The sequence below is a fragment of the Streptomyces sp. HUAS MS02 genome (assembly GCF_055702265.1).
Map to the genome: position 1 here is coordinate 1,176,292 of NZ_CM146747.1, position 18,079 is coordinate 1,194,370.

An 18,079-nucleotide genomic window follows, 5' to 3' on the forward strand; every position below is an offset into this window, starting at 1 on the left:
CGGGGCGCCACTGACAGTCGGTGCCGTCCGAGGTGTCCCGGACAGTCGGTGCCGTCCGAGGTGTCACGGCACTGGTGGGACAGCGATACTGCTGTGCATGACGACCGACATCGGGGAGAGCTCCGGCTCCGGCTCCGGCTCCGGCTCCGGCTCCGGCTCCGAGGAGATCGTTCTCACCGTCGACGAGCTGGCCGCGCGGGCGGGGGTCACGGTGCGTACGGTCCGCTTCTACGGCACCCGGGGCCTGCTGCCACCGCCGGAGATCGGGCCCCGCCGGGTCGGTCACTACGGCCGGGAGCACCTGGCACGGCTCGCGCTGATCGAGGAGCTGCAGCGGCAGGGCATGACGCTGGCGGCCATCGAGGGGTATCTGCGCAGGCTGCCGCCGGACCTCACCCCGCGCGACCTCGCGCTCCAGCGCGCGGTGGTGGCCTCCTGGGCGCCGGACGCGGTGGCGACGGTCACCCGGGAGGAGCTCGACCGGCGGGCAGGGCGGGCCCTGGGCGAGGAGGACGTCGAACGGCTCGTGGCGATGGGCGTGGTCGAGCGGGACGGCGACGAACTCCGCGTGGACCCAGGGCTGCTGCGGCTGGGCGTGGAACTGCTCGGCGTACCCCTGTCGGAGGAGTCGATCCGAGCCGCGCGGACCGTGCTGATCGAGCATTCGCGCGCGGCGGCCCAGGAGTTGTCGCGGCTCTTCCGCGACGCAGTGGCGGAACGCGATCCGCAGGCCGTGAAGTCCCTGTCGGCCCATATGCAACCGCTGGTCGTTCAGGCGCTGTTGACGACCTTTCAGCGATCGTTGAAGGACGAGCTGAGCCAGTGGGCGTCCGGGTCCTGAACCGCGGCGTTCACCGCACGGACCGGTCCAGGTGGGCGATGACGGCGGGCACGTCGTCGCTCTCGGTGCTCCGGATCAGTTGCAGGGCGGGACGCACGAGGCCGCTGGGGCGGGCGATCAGCCGGGCGAGGACGGCGGCCCGGATGTCGAGCCGCTCGACGGTGGCCGCGCGCTCCTCCTCGTCCTGGCCGGCCAGCAGCACCGCGTTGAACCAGGCCTCCTCCCTGGACCGGCGGACGCTGAAGTCGAGGATCCGCTCGTCGGTGCGGGCTCCGACCTGATCCAGCAGCGACATCAGGGGCGACAGGGCGCCGAGCGAGTCCTGCACGGCCAGCACCACCCGCCCGAGGATGTCGTTGATCAGCAGGAAGTCGCGGCGCAGGGCGTGGATGTCCTCCCCCGGGCTGGTCCGGGCGGCGGCGACGGCCAGGTCCAGGTTGATGTGCGCGTTCACGCCGAGGAGCAGATGCTGGACGATGACGGTGTCGGTGTCGTCGAGCAGCCCGAACGTCTCGCGCCAGCAGCGCGGCCCGCTCCGGTCGCGGCGCCAGGCGTCGTACGCCTCGAAGTAGCGGTTGCCGAAGAGGGTGTCGAAGTGGTCCATCCGGGCGCCGTCGTCGAACAGCCCCTGGTGAATGGCCGTGCGGACCTCGACGGTCACCTGTCGGTACAGCGCGGCGAAGTACCCCACCCGGTCACCGTCCCGGCGCGCCTCCCGCACCACCTGGGCGAGCCCGTCCACGACCTCGTCGATGTTCCCGGCCACCACCATGCCCAACGCCCTCCCCCGGCCGCGCAGTTCGGCCTACCCCGCAATTAAATCCCCGCCCCGCCAGGGGCGCGGGGAACTGCGCGAGAAGCCCCACCCAGCCGCGGACGAAGAACGCACCGACGGGGGTCGAAGGGGCACAGCCCCTGGGGACGGGACGGGATGGGGAGGGGCGGCGGGGGCGAGAGGAACACCCCGGCCACCCCCCACCTCACGCGTCCCCGAACCGCTCCCCCTTCTCGGCCTTCTCCACCAGCAGCGCCGGCGGCTCGAACCGCTCCCCGTACCGCCCGGCCAGCTCACGCGCCCGCGCGACGAACCCGGGGAGCCCGCCCTCGTAGCCGTTGATGTACTGCAGCACCCCGCCGGTCCACCCGGGGAACCCGATCCCGAAGATCGACCCGATGTTGGCGTCGGCGACGGACGTGAGAACGCCTTCCTCCAGCAGCCGCACGGTGTCCAGCGCCTCCGAGAAGAGCATCCGCTCCTGCATGTCCCGGAAGGGAATCCGGTGCCCCGGTTTCGTGAAGTGCTCGCGCAGTCCGGGCCAGAGCCTGGCGCGGCGGCCGTCGGGCCCGTAGTCGTAGAACCCGGCGCCACCGCTGCGGCCGGGGCGGCCGAACTCGTCGACCATGCGGTCGATCACGGCCTCCGCCGGATGGACGGTCCAGGTGCCGCCCGCCTCCTCCACGGCCCGCCGGGACTCGGCGCGGATCTTGCGGGGCAGGGTGAGGGTCAGCTCGTCCATGAGGGAGAGGACCTTGGCGGGGTAGCCCGCCTGGGCCGCCGCCTGTTCGACGGACGCGGGCTCGATGCCCTCGCCGACCATCGCGACACCCTCGTCGATGAAGTGGCCGATGACCCGGGAGGTGAAGAAGCCCCGCGAGTCGTTGACAACGATCGGGGTCTTCTTGATCTGCCGGACCAGGTCGAAGGCGCGGGCCAGGGCCTCGTCGCCGGTCTGCTCACCCTTGATGATCTCGACGAGCGGCATCTTGTCGACAGGTGAGAAGAAGTGCAGGCCGATGAAGTCGGAGCGGCGGACGACGCCCTCGGCCAGCTCGGTGATGGGGAGGGTGGAGGTGTTGGAGCAGAGCAGGGCGTCCGGTGCCACGACGCCCTCGATCTCCTGGAACACCTTGTGCTTGAGCTCGGTGTTCTCGAACACGGCCTCGATGACGGCGTCGCAGCCCGCGAGGTCGGCCGGGTCGGCGGTGGGGGTGATCAGGGCGAGGAGGGCGTCGGCCTTCTCCTGGGTGGTGCGGCCCTTGGCGACCGCCTTGGCGCAGAGCTTCTCCGAGTACCCCTTGCCCTTCGCGGCCGCTTCGGGCGTCACGTCCTTCAGGACGACCTCGATGCCCGCGCGGGCGCAGGAGTACGCGATGCCGGCCCCCATCATCCCGGCGCCGAGCACGGCGACCCTGCGGACCTGGCGGGGCTCGATGCCCCGGGGGCGGTTCGCACCGGAGTTCACGGCCTGGAGGTCGAAGAAGAACGCCTGGATCATGTTCTTGGAGGTCTGGCCGGCGGCCAGTTCCGTGAAGTAGCGGGCCTCGATGACCTGGGCGGTGTCGAAGTCGACCTGGGCGCCCTCGACTGCGGCGGCGAGGATCCTGCGCGGCGCCGGGTAGGGCGCGCCGCCCGTCTGCTTGCGCAGGGTGGCGGGGAAGGCGGGCAGGTTCGCCGCGAACTTCGGGTGGGAGGGGGTGCCGCCGGGGATGCGGTAGCCGGGCTTGTCCCAGGGCTGCTGCGACTCGGGGTTGGCGTCGATGAAGGCGCGGGCCTTGTCCATCAGCTCCTCCCGGGTGGCGGCCACTTCATGGATCAGGCCGTTGTCCAGGGCTCGTCGCGGGGTGTACTGGGTGCCCTGGAGCAGCACCTTCAGCAGGGCGTCGGTGATGCCCAGCAGCCGGACGGTGCGGACGACGCCGCCGCCTCCGGGGAGGAGGCCGAGGGTGACCTCGGGGCAGCCGATCTTGGAGCCGGGGGCGTCGAGGGCGACGCGGTGGTGGCAGGCGAGGGCCAGCTCGTAGCCGCCGCCGAGGGCGGCGCCGTTGATCGCCGCGACGACCGGCTTGCCGAGGGTCTCGATGCGGCGCAGGTTGCGCTTGATCTCCAGGCCGCCGTCGAACAGCTGCTGTGCGGTGTCGGGGGTGACCTCGATGAGGTCGCGGAGGTCGCCGCCGGCGAAGAAGGTCTTCTTGGCGGAGGTGATGATGACACCGCGGATGGTGTCCTTCTCGGCCTCCAGGCGGTCGGTGATCACCGCGAGGGAGTCGCGGAACGCCTGGTTCATGGTGTTCGCGGACTGGTCGGGGTCGTCGATGACGAGGGTGACGAGGCCCGTGCGGTCCTGTTCCCAGCGGATGGTGGTGCTCTCGGTCATAGCGGGGGTCTCCGTAGAAGTCTCTTGGTTCCGCCGGGGTTTCAGACGCGTTCGACGATCGTCGCGATGCCCATGCCGCCGCCCACGCAGAGCGTGGCCAGTCCGTACCGCTTGTCCTGGCGCTCCAGTTCGTCGACGAGCGTGCCGAGGATCATCGCCCCCGTCGCGCCGAGCGGGTGGCCGAGCGCGATCGCGCCGCCGTTGACATTGACCTTGTCGAGGGAGAGGCCCATGTCCTTGACGAAGCGGAGCACGACGGCGGCGAACGCCTCGTTGATCTCGACGAGGTCGATGTCGTCGATGGTCAGCCCGGCCCGGGCGAGGGCCTTGCGGGTCGCGGGCGCGGGGCCGGTGAGCATGATGGTGGGCTCGGAGCCGGAGACGGCCGCGGAGACGATCCGGGCGCGCGGGCGCAGGCCGTAGCGCTCGCCGATCTCCTTGGTGCCGATGGCGACGAGGGCCGCGCCGTCCACGATGCCGGAGGAGTTGCCCGCGTGGTGGACGTGGTCGATCTCCTCGACCCAGTGGTACTCCTGCAGCGCCACCGCGTCGAAGCCGCCCAGTTCGCCGATGTCCGCGAAGGAGGGCTTCAGCTTGGCGAGGGAGTCGGCGGTGGTGCCGGGGCGCAGGTGCTCGTCGTGGTCGAGGACGACCAGTCCGGAGCGGTCCTTGACGGGGACGACGGACCGGTCGAACCGGCCGTCCTTCCAGGCGGCCGCCGCCCGCTCCTGGGAGAGTGCCGCGTACTCGTCCACGTCGCGCCGGGAGAATCCCTCGATCGTGGCGATGAGGTCGGCGCCGATGCCCTGGGGCACGAAGTTGACCGCCAGGTTGGTCATCGGGTCGTTGAACCAGGCGCCGCCGTCGGAGGCCATCGGCACCCGGGACATCGATTCGACGCCGCCCGCGAGCACCAGGTCCTCCCAGCCCGAACGGATCTTCGCAGCGGCCAGGTTGACGGCCTCCAGGCCCGAGGCACAGAAGCGGTTCTCCTGGACGCCGGCCACGGTGTCGGGCAGGCCGGCGGCGATCGCGGCGGTCCGGGCGATGTCGGAGCCCTGGTCGCCGACCGGGCCGACGACGCCGAGCACGACGTCGTCGACGGCTGCCGGGTCGAGCCCGGGGAAGCGGTGCTGCACCTCGTGCATCAGTCCGACGACGAGGTCGATCGGCTTGGTGCCGTGCAGGGAGCCGTTCGCCTTGCCGCGGCCGCGCGGGGTGCGGATCGCGTCGTACACGTACGCTTCGGTGCTCACGAATCTGGCCTTTCGGTGGCGGGAGGGTGCGGCCCGGGGGCCGGTGTCAGTCGGTGTCCTTCGCGACGACGGCCTCGGCGGACGCGTCGGGCAGGAGGCCCGCTATGCCCCAGTCGTGGGCCACGTCCGCCGTGTCGGCGCCCGGCTGGGCGGGTCCGGTGCGCACCGAGGTGTGGGTGGCGGAGAAGCGGGGCGCCGGGGCCGGCTGGGTGATGCCGCCGAAGTCGGTGAAGGTGCCCCGGGCCGCGAGATGCGCGTGGTGCGGCGCCTCGCGCAGGGACAGGACGGGGGCCACACAGGCGTCGGAGCCCTCGAACACGGCCGTCCACTCGTCCCTCGTACGGGTCTTGAAGCGGGCCGCGATCGTCTCGCGCAGGTCGCCCCAGGCGGCCGTGTCCTTGCGGGCCGGGGCCCGGTCCCCGATGCCCAGGAGGTCGACGAACTCCTCGTAGAACTGCTGCTCCAGGGCGCCCACGGCGACGTACTGGCCGTCGGCGGTCTCGTAGGTGCCGTAGAAGGGGCAGCCGCCGTCCAGGAGGTTGGCGGCGCGGCGGTCCTGCCAGCCGCCCGCGGCGAGCATGCCGTGGAGCATCGCGGACAGGTGCGAGGCACCGTCGACGATGGCCGCGTCCACGACCTGCCCGGCGCCGGTCGCGCGGGCGTGGTGGAGGGCGGCGAGGACGCCGACGACGAGGTAGAGGGAGCCGCCCGCGTAGTCGCCGAGGAGGTTGGCGGGGGCGACGGGCGGTGTGCCGGGGGCTCCGGTCATGCCGAGGGTGCCGGTCAGGGCGATGTAGGCGATGTCGTGGCCGGCGCGCTGGGCGAGCGGGCCCTGCTGGCCCCAGCCGGTCATCCGGCCGTAGACCAGCCCCGGGTTGCGGGTGTGGCAGGTCTCGGGGCCGACGCCGAGGCGTTCGGCGACGCCCGGCCGGTAGCCCTCGATCAGGATGTCGGCGCGTTCGGCGAGGTCGAGGACGGTGTCCGGGCCGGCCGGGGACTTCAGGTCGACGATCACCGAGCGCTTGTTGCGGTTGGTGACGTCGTACAGCGGGTTCACCGCGAGGCCCGCGCCGCCCGGTCGGTCGACGCGGACGACGTCGGCGCCGAGATCACCGAGGAGCATCGCGGCGAACGGTCCCGGGCCGATGCCCGCGAGTTCGACCACGCGCACACCGGCGAGCGGACCGTGCCCGGGCGTCTTCGCCACTGACATCGAGCCCCCAGCTCTGTGACACAAACGATGTAACACCAGTGATGTTAAGAACGTGTTCCACTCCGCACAAGCCCCGAATGAGCAAACGCTTAGTCATTGTGCCCCCCGTCGTGGCGGGTGTCAGCACCCCGCCGGTCGGGTGCCGGGGCAGGTCAAGGTCAGGGCGTGGACGTGGGAACTCCTCGACCGTGCCGGGCGTCCCGAGGGCGAACTCGTGCACCTTCTCCCGTTTTTTCAGGGCGTTCTTCGGTACGGTCACGGCCACCTCCGGATCCCGCGCACGCCGTTGCTCGTCCCTCACGCTAGCCTCAGCGACCGACAACGGCGCGTGGACGGGCCGTGGGCGAGTGCTGAGGGGTTCCATGAGCAACGGGCAGGGCAGGGCGGAACGGGCGTACGACATCGTGCTCTACGGGGCCACGGGGTTCGTCGGCGAGCTCACCGCGGAGTATCTCGCCGCGAACGCGCCCGACGGGCTGCGCTGGGCGATCGCCGGGCGCAACGCGGAGAAGCTCGCCGCACTGCGTGAGCGGCTGCCCGGCGGCGCGGGGATCGGTGTGCTCCGGGCGGACGGGTCCGATCCGGACGCCGTGCGCGAACTCGCCCGCCAGGCACGGGTGGTGGCCACGACCGTCGGTCCGTACATCACGCACGGCGAGGAGTTGGTGGCCGCCTGCGCGGACGAGGGAACCGACTATCTGGATCTCACCGGTGAACCCGAGTTCGTCGATCTGACGTTCGTCCGGCACGACGCCCGCGCGCGGGAGACCGGCGCCCGCCTCGTGCACGCCGCCGGCTTCGACTCGATACCGCACGACCTGGGCGCGTACTTCACGGTGCGTCAGCTCCCGGAGGACGTGCCGATCACCGTGGACGGTTTCGTGCGCGCCGAGGGCATGTTCTCGGGCGGCACGTTCAACTCCGCGCTCACCGGGTTCTCCCGCGGCCGGGAGACGCTGGCCGCCGCGCGGGACCGCAAACGGCACGAGCCGCGGCTCGTGGGGCGCCGGGCGTACGCGCCGGTGAGCGCGCCCCGGTTCGCCAAGGAGGTCGGGGCCTGGGCGCTGCCGCTGCCGACCATCGACGCACAGGTGGTGCAGCGCTCGGCGCGCGCCCTGCGGCGCTACGGGCCGGACTTCCGCTACCGCCACTACGCGGCCGTCAGGACGCTCCCCTTCGCGGTGGGCGGCGTCGCGTTCGTCGGCGCGGTCGCCGCCGCCGCCCAGGTGCCGCCGGTACGGCGCTGGCTGGGCGACCGGCTCAAGCCGGGCGAGGGCCCGAGCGCGGAGAAGCGGGCGAAGAGCTGGTTCTCGGTGCGGTTCGTCGGTGAGGGTGGCGGGCGCCGGGTCTTCACGGAGGTCGCGGGCGGCGACCCCGGCTACGGCGAGACGGCGAAGATGTTCGCCGAGTCGGCCCTGTGCCTGGCCTTCGACGACCTCCCGGCCACGGCGGGGCAGGTCACGACGGCGGTCGCGATGGGCGACGCGCTGATCGAGCGGCTGCGCGCGGCGGGGATCACGTTCCGGGTGGCGGCGACCCGGTGAAAGGGTGAGGCGCCGCCCGGTCTACTGCGCCCACCCGGTCAGCGTGTAGACCATCCCGGCGATCCAGGCCAGTCCGGCGAACACGGCGAGGAGCAGGCCGGTCGTCACGGCACGCTCGACCGTCTGGGTGGGGCCGGCGGCGGGCTTCGGGGCTCGGTGCGTCGTCATACGGCACAGCCTGCCGATCATGACGACGCACCGGCATCCGTACAGGTACTCAGTTCTTACTCAGGTACTACAGGTACTCCGGGTACTCAGTTCTAGGTTCAGGCCGTCGTATCCAGGAGGGCCCGGCGGCACAGGGAGTCGGCCCGGCGGGTGGTCTCCGGGAGGCGGTAGGCCGGGGTGAGGGCGAGGGTGTGGGCGCAGGCGTTGTCCAGGTCGACGCGGTGGCCGACGGAGACGAAGACCGGCTTGACGGCGTCGCGGGTGCGCAGCGCGCGGCCCACCTCCTCGGTGCCGGCGAGGAGCGGGGACGCGCTGCCGCGCGCGGCGCCCGGGTCGTCGTAAGTGAAGGTGAAGGGGTTCTTGGCGACGCCGATCGTGGGGTGGCCGGTGAGGACGCCGAGGTGCGCGGCGAGGCCGAAGCGGCGCGGATGCGCGAGGCCGTAGCCGTCGCAGACGACGAGGCCGGGGTCGCACGGCAGCGCGTCGAGCGCGGCCAGCACCGTCGGGATCTCGCGGAAGGCCAGCAGACCGGGGACGTAGGGGAAGGAGACCTGCCCGATCGCCGTGGCCTCGGCGACCACGTCGAGCGTGGCCGCGTCCAGCACCACGGCCGCCGCCGCGACCACGTTCCGCTCGTCGTCGTACGCCACGTCGACGCCGGTGACCCGGCCGGTGCCCGGCGGTGGTCCGGTCTCGTCGAGCACCACCCTCCCCCGCAACTCGTCCTGCACGGCGAGGGCTTGCTCTTCGGTGGCGGGCCAGCCCGCCGGGATGCGTACGGTCGTCATGGTGCCGACGAGCGTACGCATCCCGTCACGGGTGTGCCGCCCCGGGCTACTTGTCACCCAGGGCGCGCTTGAGCTGGCTCTTGTTCATGTCCGAACGGCCCTGGATGTTGCGCCGCTTCGCCTCGGCGTAGAGCTGGTCGTACGTGGGCCCTTCGGACCCCTTGTGCGAACGCTGCCCGCCGCGCTTGCCCGACGACATGTCCTGGGTGGAGCTGCGGCTCGCGGTCCTGGACTCGCCGGAGCGGGCGCGTTCCTTGTTAACGGTCCGGGCGGCGATCTCCTTGGCGCGCGACTCGCTCTCACCGCGGTCCTCGGCGCTCTCCTTGATGTGCTCGTACTGGCGTTCCCTCTTCGGGCTCGAACCGCGTGGCATGCCGATCACTCCTTTCGTGATTCGAACACGCCACAAGTACCCCGCTGGGCCGGAACAACCCCGTACCGCCCACCCGCCGTGACGCCGCCGCGCGGGTCAGCTCTCCAGGCGGGCCACCCGTCCCCGCTCCCCCGCCGCCCAGCAGCCCCGGTCCGGTGTGCAGTCCACCGTGTCGTACGACCCGGTGTCGACCGTGCGCCAGGTGCGGCCGCCGTCGGTGGTGAGATCGGTGCCCGTGGGTCCGACGGCGAGGGCGGTCGTACGGCTGTACGGGAGCCAGGCGACGCCGGAGCGGTAGGCGGGCGGGGGCTGCGCGGCGGGCGTCCAGGTGCGGCCCGCGTCGCCGGTGGTGGCCGCGGCCCGCGGGGACGGCTGGTCGGCGCGGTAGTCGCCGCCGACGGCGATGCCGTGCGCCCGGTCGCGGAAGGCCAGCGCGAAGACGCCCCGGGCCGGGTCGCCGGCCGGCACGGGGGTGTCGGCGACCGTCCAGGTGCGCCCCCGGTCGGCGGAGTGCAGCACGCGCGCGCGGGCCGCCCCTCCGGTCGCCAGCCACACATCGCGCGGCCCGGAGCTGACCAGACACTGGCCGCTCGCCGCGAAGCCCGCCTCGCCCTCCAGGGCCGGGGGCATGCCCTCGTTCGGCAGGACCTCCCAGGAGCGGCCGCCGTCCTCGGTGGACAGGATCCGGAACCTGCCGTCCACCGGGTCGCTCATGGCCAGCCCGTGGCGGGGGTCGAAGAAGGTGAGGCAGTCGTAGAAGGCGCGCGGGTCGGTGTTGCGGAAGGACTCGGTCCAGGTCTCGCCGCCGTCGTCCGTGCGGTACACGCGGGAGGCCTCGCCCTCGCCGATGGCCAGGACGACCGCCCGGCGTGCGTCGAATGCCTCGATGTCCCGGAACTGCACGTCCTGTGCGCCGGGCGGTGAGACATTGCGCCAGGTCCTGCCCCCGTCGCCGGTGCGGAGCACGGTGCCGGCGGAACCCGCCAGCCACGCGCTGTTCCGGCTGACCGCGGCCAGCCCGCGAAAGCGCACGTCGGTGCCGGTCTCCTTCAGTTCCCAGTGCGGGGGACGGCCGTCCCCGTGTGCCTGCGCGGGCACCGCCAGGGCGGCGGCGAGTGCCGCCGCGGCCAGTCCCGTCGTCATCGTCCGACTCGTCCGACTCGTCCTTCTCGACTGCCCCATGCCCCTCATGGCGGGCGAAGCTAGTGCAGCGACGAGGTGTCGTCCAGATGGCCTCGGCCGGGAACCACCGGGCGGCGTCCGGTGTCCTCTCCCATATCCCGGGACACGGGATGAGAAATGGATCACCCCAGTGATTGGGCCCGGTGACAGAGGTCACTCGAACCTCATGTGCACGGATCGGCCCGATCCGGCGTCTTTGCATATGCCCGGCCGCAGTAACCGGAATCCGTCCACCCGTCACAAGGGAGCAAGGCGTTGTCCACCGTCATCGAGCAGCCCGTAGAGGCCCGTCTCGTCGCCGCCGCGCCGCGGATGCCGAGCATTCCCGCCACGCTCCACTACGACCGCAGCGACCCGTTCGCCGTCCGTATGACCTTCCCCGCCCCGGCCACGCTGGAGGGTGTCGAGGTCTGCTGGACCTTCGCCCGCGAACTGCTGGTCACCGGCATGGAGGACCCGGTCGGCTACGGCGACGTACGGGTCCGCCCGTACGGCTACGACCGGCTGGTCATGGAGTTCCACGCCCCGGAGGGCACGGCCGTGGTGCACGTGCACGCCGACGAGGTACGGCGCTTCCTGGAGCGTTCGATGGATCTGGTGCCGCTCGGCCTGGAACACCACCAGGTGGACCTGGACCACGACCTGGCCGAGCTGATGCGTGACGCCTGCTGAGGCCCCGGACCTCTGAGGCCCCGACCCGCTGAGGGCCCGACCCGCCGAGGGCCCACCCCCAGACGCCGCCCCGCTCCGCCGGGGGCGGCCGATCCGGGTGCCGCTTAATTGCGTTGACACCCCCACGGCCCCTCCGTACGTTGTTCCACGGTCCTGTTGCCGTCGATTGGAGAAGGACGTTGCTCGTCTGAGGTCCTGAGACACCGCGTCACACACCTCGCCGTATCCCGGCGCCCCTGTGTGCGTAGCGTGCGACCTCGGCGTACAGCCGTCCCTTCGACAGCGGGCCCTTCTCTCACCCCCGTCGTATGTCGCCCTCGCGGTGTTTCGAACGCGTCGCCCCTGGCCGCTTCCCTCACCCGCGAGGTTCCTCATGTCTACTCCCCTTTCCCTCACCTGCGCCTCCCTGTCCTTCGCCTGGCCCGACGGCACCCCCGTCTTCGAGGATCTGCAGATCGCGTTCGGCCCCGGCCGGACCGGACTCGTCGGCGTCAACGGGTCGGGAAAATCAACCCTGTTGAAGCTGATCGCCGGTGAACTCACCCCGTCCGACGGCACCGTGCGGGTGGCCGGCGAGGTCGGCTACCTGCCGCAGAACGTCACGCTCGACACCGGCCTGAAGGTCGACGAGGCGCTCGGCATCGCCGCCGCCCGCGCCGCGCTGCACGCCATCGAGGCCGGTGACGTGGCCGAGGAGCACTTCGCGGCGATCGGCGACGACTGGGACGTCGAGGAGCGCGCACTGGCGACCCTCGGCGGGCTCGGCCTGGGCCACGTCGACCTGGACCGCACCATCGGCGAGGTCTCGGGCGGCGAGTCGGTGCTGCTGCGGCTGGCGGCGCTGCTGCTGCGCCGCCCCGACGTCCTCCTCCTGGACGAGCCGACCAACAACCTCGACCTGTACGCGCGACGCAGGCTGTACGACGCGGTCGAGGCATGGTCCGGGGTGCTGGTCGTGGTCAGCCACGACCGTGAACTCCTGGACCTGGTCGACCAGATCGCCGATCTGCACTCCGGCGAGGTCACCTGGTACGGCGGCAACTTCTCCGCGTACGAGGAGGCGCTCGCCACCGAACAGGAGGCGGCCGAACGGATGGTGCGGGTCGCCGAGTCCGACCTGAAGAAGCAGAAGCGCGAACTCGTCGACGCACAGGTCAAGTTGGCCCGGCGCAAGCGGTTCGGGCAGAAGATGCAGGACCAGAAGCGGGTGCCGAAGATCGTCGCGCACGCGCGCAAGCGGGCTGCCCAGGAGTCCGCCGGCAAGCACCGCATCCTGCACGAGGAGCGGCTCGCCGGGGCGAAGGAACGCCTCGACGAGGCGGTGGAGGCCGTACGGGACGAGGACGAGATCCGCGTCGAGCTGCCGTACACGGCCGTACCGCCGGGCCGTACCGTCCTCACCCTGCTGGACCTGGAACTGAGGTACGGATCCCGGGTCAAGGGCGGCCTCGACCTGCGCGGCCCGGAACGGATCGCGTTGGTCGGCCGCAACGGCTCGGGCAAGACCACGCTGCTGCGGACCATCGCGGGCGAGCTGGAGCCGGTGAGCGGCGAGTCGAGGACGCACGTCCCGACGCGGTTCCTGCCGCAGCGGCTCGACATCCTCGACGACGGGCTGACGGTCGCCGAGAACGTGGCCCGGTTCGCTCCGGACGCGACCAACAACCGGATCCGGGCGCGCCTCGCCCGCTTCCTGTTCCGGGGCGCCCGCGCCGACCAGCAGGCGGCCACGCTCTCCGGCGGGGAGCGCTTCCGCGCCGCCCTGGCCGCCCTGATGCTCGCCGAGCCCGCCCCGCAGCTGCTGATGCTGGACGAGCCGACGAACAACCTCGACATGGCGAGCGTGCGACAGCTGACGACCGCCCTGGAGGGGTACGAGGGCGCGCTGATCGTGGCCAGCCACGACCTGCCGTTCCTGGAGTCGATCGGGATCACGCGGTGGCTGCTGATGGAGGGGGGAGAGCTGCGGGCGACCACTCCGGAGGAGCTCTGGACGGCCGGCTGATCCGGGCGGCGCCGGGGGCGGCCGACCTGGGCTCTCGCCGGCCGGTCGGCTACCGCCGAGCATCTCAGGAGGGCCACAGCCTGCCCACGGGGGTTTTGTCCTGGTGGGCCGGGGCTGCATGATGGCGGACCGGCGTCGCTTCACGGGCGCCGGGAAGCCGTCGTTCGATTCGGAGTCACCCACGTGCCCAGCAAGAAGGCCCTCGTCCGCCGCCCCAGCCCCCGCCTGGCCGAGGGCCTCGTCACGCACGTCGAACGCACGGAGGTGGACGTCGACCTGGCGGTCGAGCAGTGGGAGGCGTACGGCGAGGCCCTGCGCGACCACGGCTGGGAGACGATCGAGGTGGACCCGGCCGACGACTGCCCGGACTCGGTGTTCGTCGAGGACACCGTCGTCATGTACAAGAACGTGGCGCTGATCGCGCGCCCCGGCGCCGAGTCCCGGCGGGCCGAGACCGAGGGGATCGAGGAGGCCGTGGCCGCGCTCGGCTGCTCGGTGAACTGGGTCTGGGAGCCGGGCACGCTGGAGGGCGGCGATGTCCTGAAGGTCGGCGACACCGTGTTCGTGGGCCGGGGCGGGCGCACCAACGCGGCCGGCGTCCAGCAACTGCGGGCCGCGTTCGAGCCGCTCGGGGCGCGGGTGGTCTCCGCGCCGGTGAGCAAGGTGCTGCATCTGAAGTCGGCGGTCACGGCGCTGCCCGACGGCACGGTCGTCGGGCACATCCCGAAGATGGACACCCCCTCGCTGTTCGGGCGCTTCCTGCCGGTGCCGGAGGAGGCCGGGGCGCACGTGGTGCTCCTCGGCGGCGACAAGCTGCTGATGGCGGCGAGCGCGCCGAAGACCGCCGAGCTGTACTCCGACCTCGGCTACGAGCCCGTCGTGGTCGACATCAGCGAGTTCGAGAAGCTCGAGGGCTGTGTGACATGCCTCTCGGTGCGGCTGCGCGGACTGTACGCCTGACGGGTGGTCGCCTCACCCCTTCGACCCCGGGACCTGCGAGTCCGCGGGGCCTTCGGCATGCCCGCCGAGCCCTCGGGGGACGCCGCTGATCAGCGGTCTTTACAGCACACTTAACCTACGGCATCGTAACCTACGGATTCGTAGCCTACGATGCCGTAGGTTCAGGCCGCCCGCCCGCGGCAGCACCGAACGTCCCGTTCCCTGCACGTCCCCCTGGAGCACCTGTGTCGATCACTTCTCCCCACCTCGGCAGCCCGTCCGGCGAATGGACCGACGCACGGCTGCTGTACGCCCTGGAGGAAGTCGTCGAGAAGGAACTCAACCGGCACCTGAAGGTCACCAAGGACTGGATGCCGCACGAGTACGTGCCCTGGAGCGACGGCCGCAACTTCCCCGGCTTCTTCGAGGACGGCGAAGCCTGGGAGAAGGGGCAGTCGAAGGTCTCCGAGGTGGGCCGGATCGCCCTCGTGGTGAACCTGCTGACCGAGGACAACCTGCCCAGCTACCACCACGAGATCGCCACCCTCTTCGGCCGGGACGGCGCCTGGGGCACCTGGGTGCACCGTTGGACCGCGGAGGAGGGCCGGCACGGCATCGTGATGCGCGACTACCTGCTCGCCTCGCGCGCCGTGGACCCGGACAAGCTCGAAGAGTTCCGGATGTCCCACATGAGCGAGGGCTTCGAGTCGGACAACCGGCACTCGATGCTGCACACGGTCGCGTACGTCGCCTTCCAGGAACTCGCCACGCGTGTGTCGCACCGCAACACCGGCCACCACTCCGGTGACCCGGTCTGCGACCGCATGCTGGCGCGCATCGCGGCCGACGAGAACCTGCACATGATCTTCTACCGGAACCTGCTGAAGGCCGCGTTGGAGTTCGCCCCCGACCTCACCATGCAGGCCGTCCGCGACGTCGTCGTGAACTTCCGGATGCCGGGCCACGGGATGCCCGGTTTCGAGCGGGCCGCCGCGCAGATGGCCATCGGCGAGGTCTACAACATGCGCATCCACCACGACGACGTCCTCGCGCCCGTCATCCGCTTCCTGAAGATCATGGAGATCGACGGCCTCGGCCCCGAGGGCATGAAGGCGCAGGAGGAACTCGGCCTCTACATGGGCGGACTCGACGCGGAGGCCCGCAAGTTCGACGAGAAGCTGGCGGCGCGCAAGGCCCGGATGGCGGCGCGAGCCGGGGCCTGACGCCTCGCAACGCCGGGCGCGGTCACCGGGCGGCGCGAGACGGTCCGCGGGGCGGCGCAGGGGGCGGGGCGGGGCGGCTGGATTCGAACCAGCGTGTTCCGGTTTTGGAGACCGGCGCGTCTGCCTCTGCGCTACGACCCGCCCTTGAGGGGAGCCTAGTCGTTCCCCTCACCACTCCGCCTCCCGATAGTCCTTGAGGAACACTCCCGACACCGGGTCGCCCGCCTCGCCGCGCACGATCGGGTCGTAGACGCGGGCCGCACCGTCGACGATGTCGAGCGGGGTACGGAAACCGGCGCCCGCCATCCGGTGCTTCTTGGGGGCTGGGTTCTCGTCGGTGATCCAGCCGGTGTCGACGGCGCACATGTGGACGCCCCGCTCCGCGAGTTCGGCGGCGCTGGTGCGGGTGAGCATGTTGAGGGCGGCCTTGGCCATGTTGGTGTGCGGATGCCCGGCCGTCTTGTTGCGCACGGCGAAACGGCCCTCGACGGCGGTCACGTTGACCACGTAACGGCGGGGGCGCGGAGCGGCGAGCAGCAGCGGCAGCAGGCGGTCGCAGAGGAGTGCCGGGGCGAGGGAGTTGACCAGCTGGGTCTCCAGGACCTCCGCCGGGTCGAGTTCGCCCAGCCGAGCCGACCAGGAGTTCTCCGGAGCGGGGTCGGGCAGCAGCCCGGCCTCGTCGGCCTCGCGCAGCACGACGGGCAGGGTGGCGGCGCCGGCCCCCAGCATCCGCATCGGGGTGAACCCCGGTGCCTGCCGCGCCCCTTCGGGCAGCGCGTCGTACTCCCCGGCGGCCAGCAGCGCGTACGACTCCGGCGGCCGGCGTACGGTCTGGGCCGCGTTGTTGACCAGGATGTCGAGCGGTTCGCCCTCCTGCCGCAACTGCTCGCACAGGCCCAGCACCTGGCGCGGGTCCCGCAGGTCGACGGCAACGACGGTCAGCCGGTCGAGCCACTTGGCGCTGCCGGGCTCGGCGCGGAAGCGGCGCACGGTGTCGTGCGGGAAGCGGCTGGTGACGAGCAGTTCGGCGCCGTCGCGCAGCATCATCAGCGCCAGCTGGAAGCCGATCTTCACCCGGCCGCCGGTGAGCAGGGCGCGACGGCCGCTCAGATCGGTGCCGAGGGTGCGGCGTGCGGTGTTGTCGGCGGCGCAGTCCGGGCACAGGCGGTGGTAGAACGGGTCGACCTGTCGATAGGACGCCTTGCAGACATAGCAGTGCCGCGACTTCCGCAGAACTCCCCCACTGCCCGGCGCCTGTTCCGACAGCGGGGCGTCCTCGCGCCGGTCCAGGGCTCCGGTGGCGGTCGCGGCCATCACCGCGGCGTCCGCGGCGGACTTCTCGGCGGCGAGTGCCTTGCGGCGACGCTTCCACCCGTCGCGCGCGAAGGACGCGGCGACCCGCTCGGTCCGTAGCCGCACGGGGTCGTCCACGGGCAGCGCCTTCAGCCGGCCCACCGTACGGTGGAAGGCCGCGAGTTCGTCCTCGGTGATGCGGGCGTCCTCGGTGATGCCGCCGTCGGCGCCGGTGCCGTCGTCGTCGCTCATGCGTGCCCCCGCCCCGCGTGTCCCGTGCCGTGTCGCGGCTGTTCCCGCGGCCCACGCGGCCTCCGAAGCAGTGCGGCGCCATGCGTCGGGCGCGGTGCGCCACCGTGAAGCGCGGTCCGGACGACCGGACTCGAACCGGCGTTTCCGCCCTGACAAGGCGGTGCGCCTGCCTCTGCGCTACATCCGGACCGCGCACCCGGATCCTATGCGGCGGCTCCGGGCGAGCCCCACCGATTTTATGACCGGACCGACGGGTGACCGCGCCGAGCCGCACCGCGTTCACCAGCGGCCCGCTCAGCCGTTCTCGGTGCGCCGCAGACGCAGTCTCTCCTTCTCGGAGAGCCCGCCCCAGACGCCGAACCGTTCGTCGTTGGACAGCGCGTACTCGAGACACGCGGTGCGCATCTCGCACATACCGCATATGCGCTTCGCCTCACGCACCGAGCTGCCGGGCTCGGGAAAGAAGAAGTCTGCCCCCGTCTGCGCACACAGCGCCCGCTCCTGCCAGGCACGGTCGATCGGGGTGATCGTGTCGTTGTGCATGCCAGCATCGTGCCGGGCACCGAAAAACGTTCGATCAACGCGTCATCAACGCGGCACTCCGGGGCTCGGGGGCTCCATGGTCCCCTCCCTGACCGGGGGACACACGGCGGCGCGCGGGAGGAGGCTCACGGGAGGCGGCGTGCGCCTGCTTCCACGGCGCATCCGGGGCGCGTCCGGCCGATGCGCGGGGCGGTCACGCGTACGCGGTGCCAGACTCGGCAGTACGGGCACCGGGCCCCTCGGACCTCTGCAGAGGAGCGCAGTCATGCTCACCACCCGCCATGTCACCTTATGCAGAATCCCCCGGAGCAGGGCCCGCCGTCCTGGAACATCTACGTGGGCGGCGGCAGCTACCGAACGCTTGCCCAGTGCTCCAGCCTTCAGGGTGGAGGTGTAGGGCTTCCTTTCCTAGCCGGCCCGTAGGGGCGCAGCGCCGCTGCTGAAGTCGCTCTGTCCGACAACGTGGTTGGCGGACCTGCCGCCGGACGGGCGGGAAGTCAGGCCTGTGGAGGCCTTGTAAGACCACCTCCGGGTGGCAGGGGCCCGTGAAGCAGGAACCCGAGGTGGCACCGCGTGGTGGTGCTGACCGGAATCGCGTGCGTTCACGCAGGCGAGGGAGTCAAACCTGTGTG

Annotated in this window: 16 protein-coding genes and 2 tRNA genes; 6 read left to right on the forward strand and 12 right to left on the reverse strand. The window is 71.8% G+C overall.

What is annotated here, in order from left to right; genetic code table 11:
- The first annotated feature begins 97 nt into the window (after positions 1–97).
- The gene (locus ACZ9QC_RS04990; protein ID WP_472919011.1) at positions 98–841 is read left to right on the forward strand and encodes a MerR family transcriptional regulator; all 744 of its coding nucleotides are present in this window, start codon (positions 98–100) and stop codon (positions 839–841) included.
- Between the two features lie 10 nt (positions 842–851).
- Here ACZ9QC_RS04990 and ACZ9QC_RS04995 read toward each other — a convergent pair whose 3' ends face one another.
- The 4 genes from ACZ9QC_RS04995 to ACZ9QC_RS05010 form a co-directional block, all read right to left on the reverse strand.
- Positions 852–1,613 (reverse strand): DUF5995 family protein, encoded by a 762-nt coding sequence (locus tag ACZ9QC_RS04995; RefSeq protein ID WP_472919012.1) that lies wholly within the window; start codon positions 1,611–1,613, stop codon positions 852–854.
- A 208-nt stretch (positions 1,614–1,821) separates the two neighbouring features.
- Positions 1,822–3,996 carry a 3-hydroxyacyl-CoA dehydrogenase NAD-binding domain-containing protein gene (locus tag ACZ9QC_RS05000; RefSeq protein WP_472919013.1) on the reverse strand — a complete coding sequence of 725 codons (2,175 nt, stop codon included), beginning with the start codon at positions 3,994–3,996 and terminating at the stop codon, positions 1,822–1,824.
- Positions 3,997–4,037: 41 nt separating this feature from the next.
- Positions 4,038–5,252, reverse strand: coding sequence for an acetyl-CoA C-acetyltransferase (locus tag ACZ9QC_RS05005; protein ID WP_472919014.1), 1,215 nt, complete (start codon positions 5,250–5,252; stop codon positions 4,038–4,040).
- A gap of 46 nt (positions 5,253–5,298) precedes the next feature.
- Positions 5,299–6,465 carry a CaiB/BaiF CoA transferase family protein gene (locus ACZ9QC_RS05010; protein ID WP_472919015.1) on the reverse strand — a complete coding sequence of 389 codons (1,167 nt, stop codon included), beginning with the start codon at positions 6,463–6,465 and terminating at the stop codon, positions 5,299–5,301.
- Between the two features lie 362 nt (positions 6,466–6,827).
- Here ACZ9QC_RS05010 and ACZ9QC_RS05015 point away from each other — a divergent pair, with 362 nt between their 5' ends.
- Positions 6,828–8,009, forward strand: coding sequence for a saccharopine dehydrogenase family protein (locus tag ACZ9QC_RS05015; protein WP_472919016.1), 1,182 nt, complete (start codon positions 6,828–6,830; stop codon positions 8,007–8,009).
- 21 nt (positions 8,010–8,030) lie between these two features.
- Here ACZ9QC_RS05015 and mmpA read toward each other — a convergent pair whose 3' ends face one another.
- The 4 genes from mmpA to ACZ9QC_RS05035 all read right to left on the reverse strand — a co-directional run bounded on the left by mmpA (position 8,031) and on the right by ACZ9QC_RS05035 (position 10,481).
- Positions 8,031–8,177: a morphogenic membrane protein MmpA gene (mmpA, locus tag ACZ9QC_RS05020; protein ID WP_472919017.1), complete on the reverse strand. Its 147-nt coding sequence runs from the start codon at positions 8,175–8,177 to the stop codon at positions 8,031–8,033.
- Positions 8,178–8,275: 98 nt separating this feature from the next.
- Positions 8,276–8,965, reverse strand: a complete 690-nt coding sequence (locus tag ACZ9QC_RS05025) for an endonuclease V (RefSeq protein ID WP_472919018.1) — start codon at positions 8,963–8,965, stop codon at positions 8,276–8,278.
- A gap of 46 nt (positions 8,966–9,011) precedes the next feature.
- Positions 9,012–9,338, reverse strand: coding sequence for a plasmid stabilization protein (locus ACZ9QC_RS05030; protein ID WP_472919019.1), 327 nt, complete (start codon positions 9,336–9,338; stop codon positions 9,012–9,014).
- A gap of 96 nt (positions 9,339–9,434) precedes the next feature.
- A complete protein-coding gene (locus tag ACZ9QC_RS05035; protein WP_472919020.1) occupies positions 9,435–10,481 on the reverse strand; it encodes a WD40/YVTN/BNR-like repeat-containing protein in 1,047 nt (348 codons plus the stop codon).
- 294 nt (positions 10,482–10,775) lie between these two features.
- On the opposite strand from ACZ9QC_RS05035, the gene ssgD reads away from it, so the two are divergent.
- From ssgD to ACZ9QC_RS05055, 4 genes are all read left to right on the forward strand, one after another.
- Entirely contained in the window at positions 10,776–11,192 is a 417-nt protein-coding gene (gene ssgD / locus ACZ9QC_RS05040; protein WP_472919021.1) for a spore wall synthesis regulator SsgD, read from the forward strand.
- Between the two features lie 373 nt (positions 11,193–11,565).
- Positions 11,566–13,197, forward strand: coding sequence for an ABC-F family ATP-binding cassette domain-containing protein (locus ACZ9QC_RS05045; protein ID WP_472919022.1), 1,632 nt, complete (start codon positions 11,566–11,568; stop codon positions 13,195–13,197).
- Between the two features lie 183 nt (positions 13,198–13,380).
- The gene (ddaH, locus tag ACZ9QC_RS05050) at positions 13,381–14,157 is read left to right on the forward strand and encodes a dimethylargininase (RefSeq protein WP_472919023.1); all 777 of its coding nucleotides are present in this window, start codon (positions 13,381–13,383) and stop codon (positions 14,155–14,157) included.
- Positions 14,158–14,381: 224 nt separating this feature from the next.
- Positions 14,382–15,359 (forward strand): acyl-ACP desaturase, encoded by a 978-nt coding sequence (locus tag ACZ9QC_RS05055; RefSeq protein ID WP_472919024.1) that lies wholly within the window; start codon positions 14,382–14,384, stop codon positions 15,357–15,359.
- Positions 15,360–15,426: 67 nt separating this feature from the next.
- Here ACZ9QC_RS05055 and ACZ9QC_RS05060 read toward each other — a convergent pair.
- From ACZ9QC_RS05060 to ACZ9QC_RS05075, 4 genes are all read right to left on the reverse strand, one after another.
- Positions 15,427–15,501: transfer RNA gene (locus ACZ9QC_RS05060), tRNA-Trp, on the reverse strand.
- 26 nt (positions 15,502–15,527) lie between these two features.
- Positions 15,528–16,904, reverse strand: a complete 1,377-nt coding sequence (locus ACZ9QC_RS05065) for an SDR family NAD(P)-dependent oxidoreductase (RefSeq protein WP_472919025.1) — start codon at positions 16,902–16,904, stop codon at positions 15,528–15,530.
- A 115-nt stretch (positions 16,905–17,019) separates the two neighbouring features.
- Positions 17,020–17,091 (reverse strand) — tRNA-Asp (locus tag ACZ9QC_RS05070).
- A gap of 107 nt (positions 17,092–17,198) precedes the next feature.
- Positions 17,199–17,447, reverse strand: coding sequence for a WhiB family transcriptional regulator (locus tag ACZ9QC_RS05075; protein WP_302184970.1), 249 nt, complete (start codon positions 17,445–17,447; stop codon positions 17,199–17,201).
- Between the last annotated feature and the right edge of the window lie 632 nt (positions 17,448–18,079).

What these genes read in the sequence shown, in the direction of transcription:
- ACZ9QC_RS05075 (WP_302184970.1), bottom strand. Translation starts at nt 17,447, where the DNA reads ATGCACAACGACACGATCACCCCGATCGACCGTGCCTGGCAGGAGCGG.
- ACZ9QC_RS05010 (WP_472919015.1), bottom strand. Translation starts at nt 6,465, where the DNA reads ATGTCAGTGGCGAAGACGCCCGGGCACGGTCCGCTCGCCGGTGTGCGC.
- ACZ9QC_RS05000 (WP_472919013.1), bottom strand. Translation starts at nt 3,996, where the DNA reads ATGACCGAGAGCACCACCATCCGCTGGGAACAGGACCGCACGGGCCTC.
- ACZ9QC_RS05035 (WP_472919020.1), bottom strand. Translation starts at nt 10,481, where the DNA reads ATGACGACGGGACTGGCCGCGGCGGCACTCGCCGCCGCCCTGGCGGTG.
- ACZ9QC_RS05045 (WP_472919022.1), top strand. Translation starts at nt 11,566, where the DNA reads ATGTCTACTCCCCTTTCCCTCACCTGCGCCTCCCTGTCCTTCGCCTGG.
- ACZ9QC_RS05015 (WP_472919016.1), top strand. Translation starts at nt 6,828, where the DNA reads ATGAGCAACGGGCAGGGCAGGGCGGAACGGGCGTACGACATCGTGCTC.
- ACZ9QC_RS05025 (WP_472919018.1), bottom strand. Translation starts at nt 8,965, where the DNA reads ATGACGACCGTACGCATCCCGGCGGGCTGGCCCGCCACCGAAGAGCAA.
- mmpA (WP_472919017.1), bottom strand. Translation starts at nt 8,177, where the DNA reads ATGACGACGCACCGAGCCCCGAAGCCCGCCGCCGGCCCCACCCAGACG.
- ACZ9QC_RS05065 (WP_472919025.1), bottom strand. Translation starts at nt 16,904, where the DNA reads ATGAGCGACGACGACGGCACCGGCGCCGACGGCGGCATCACCGAGGAC.
- ACZ9QC_RS05030 (WP_472919019.1), bottom strand. Translation starts at nt 9,338, where the DNA reads ATGCCACGCGGTTCGAGCCCGAAGAGGGAACGCCAGTACGAGCACATC.
- ACZ9QC_RS04990 (WP_472919011.1), top strand. Translation starts at nt 98, where the DNA reads ATGACGACCGACATCGGGGAGAGCTCCGGCTCCGGCTCCGGCTCCGGC.
- ACZ9QC_RS04995 (WP_472919012.1), bottom strand. Translation starts at nt 1,613, where the DNA reads ATGGTGGTGGCCGGGAACATCGACGAGGTCGTGGACGGGCTCGCCCAG.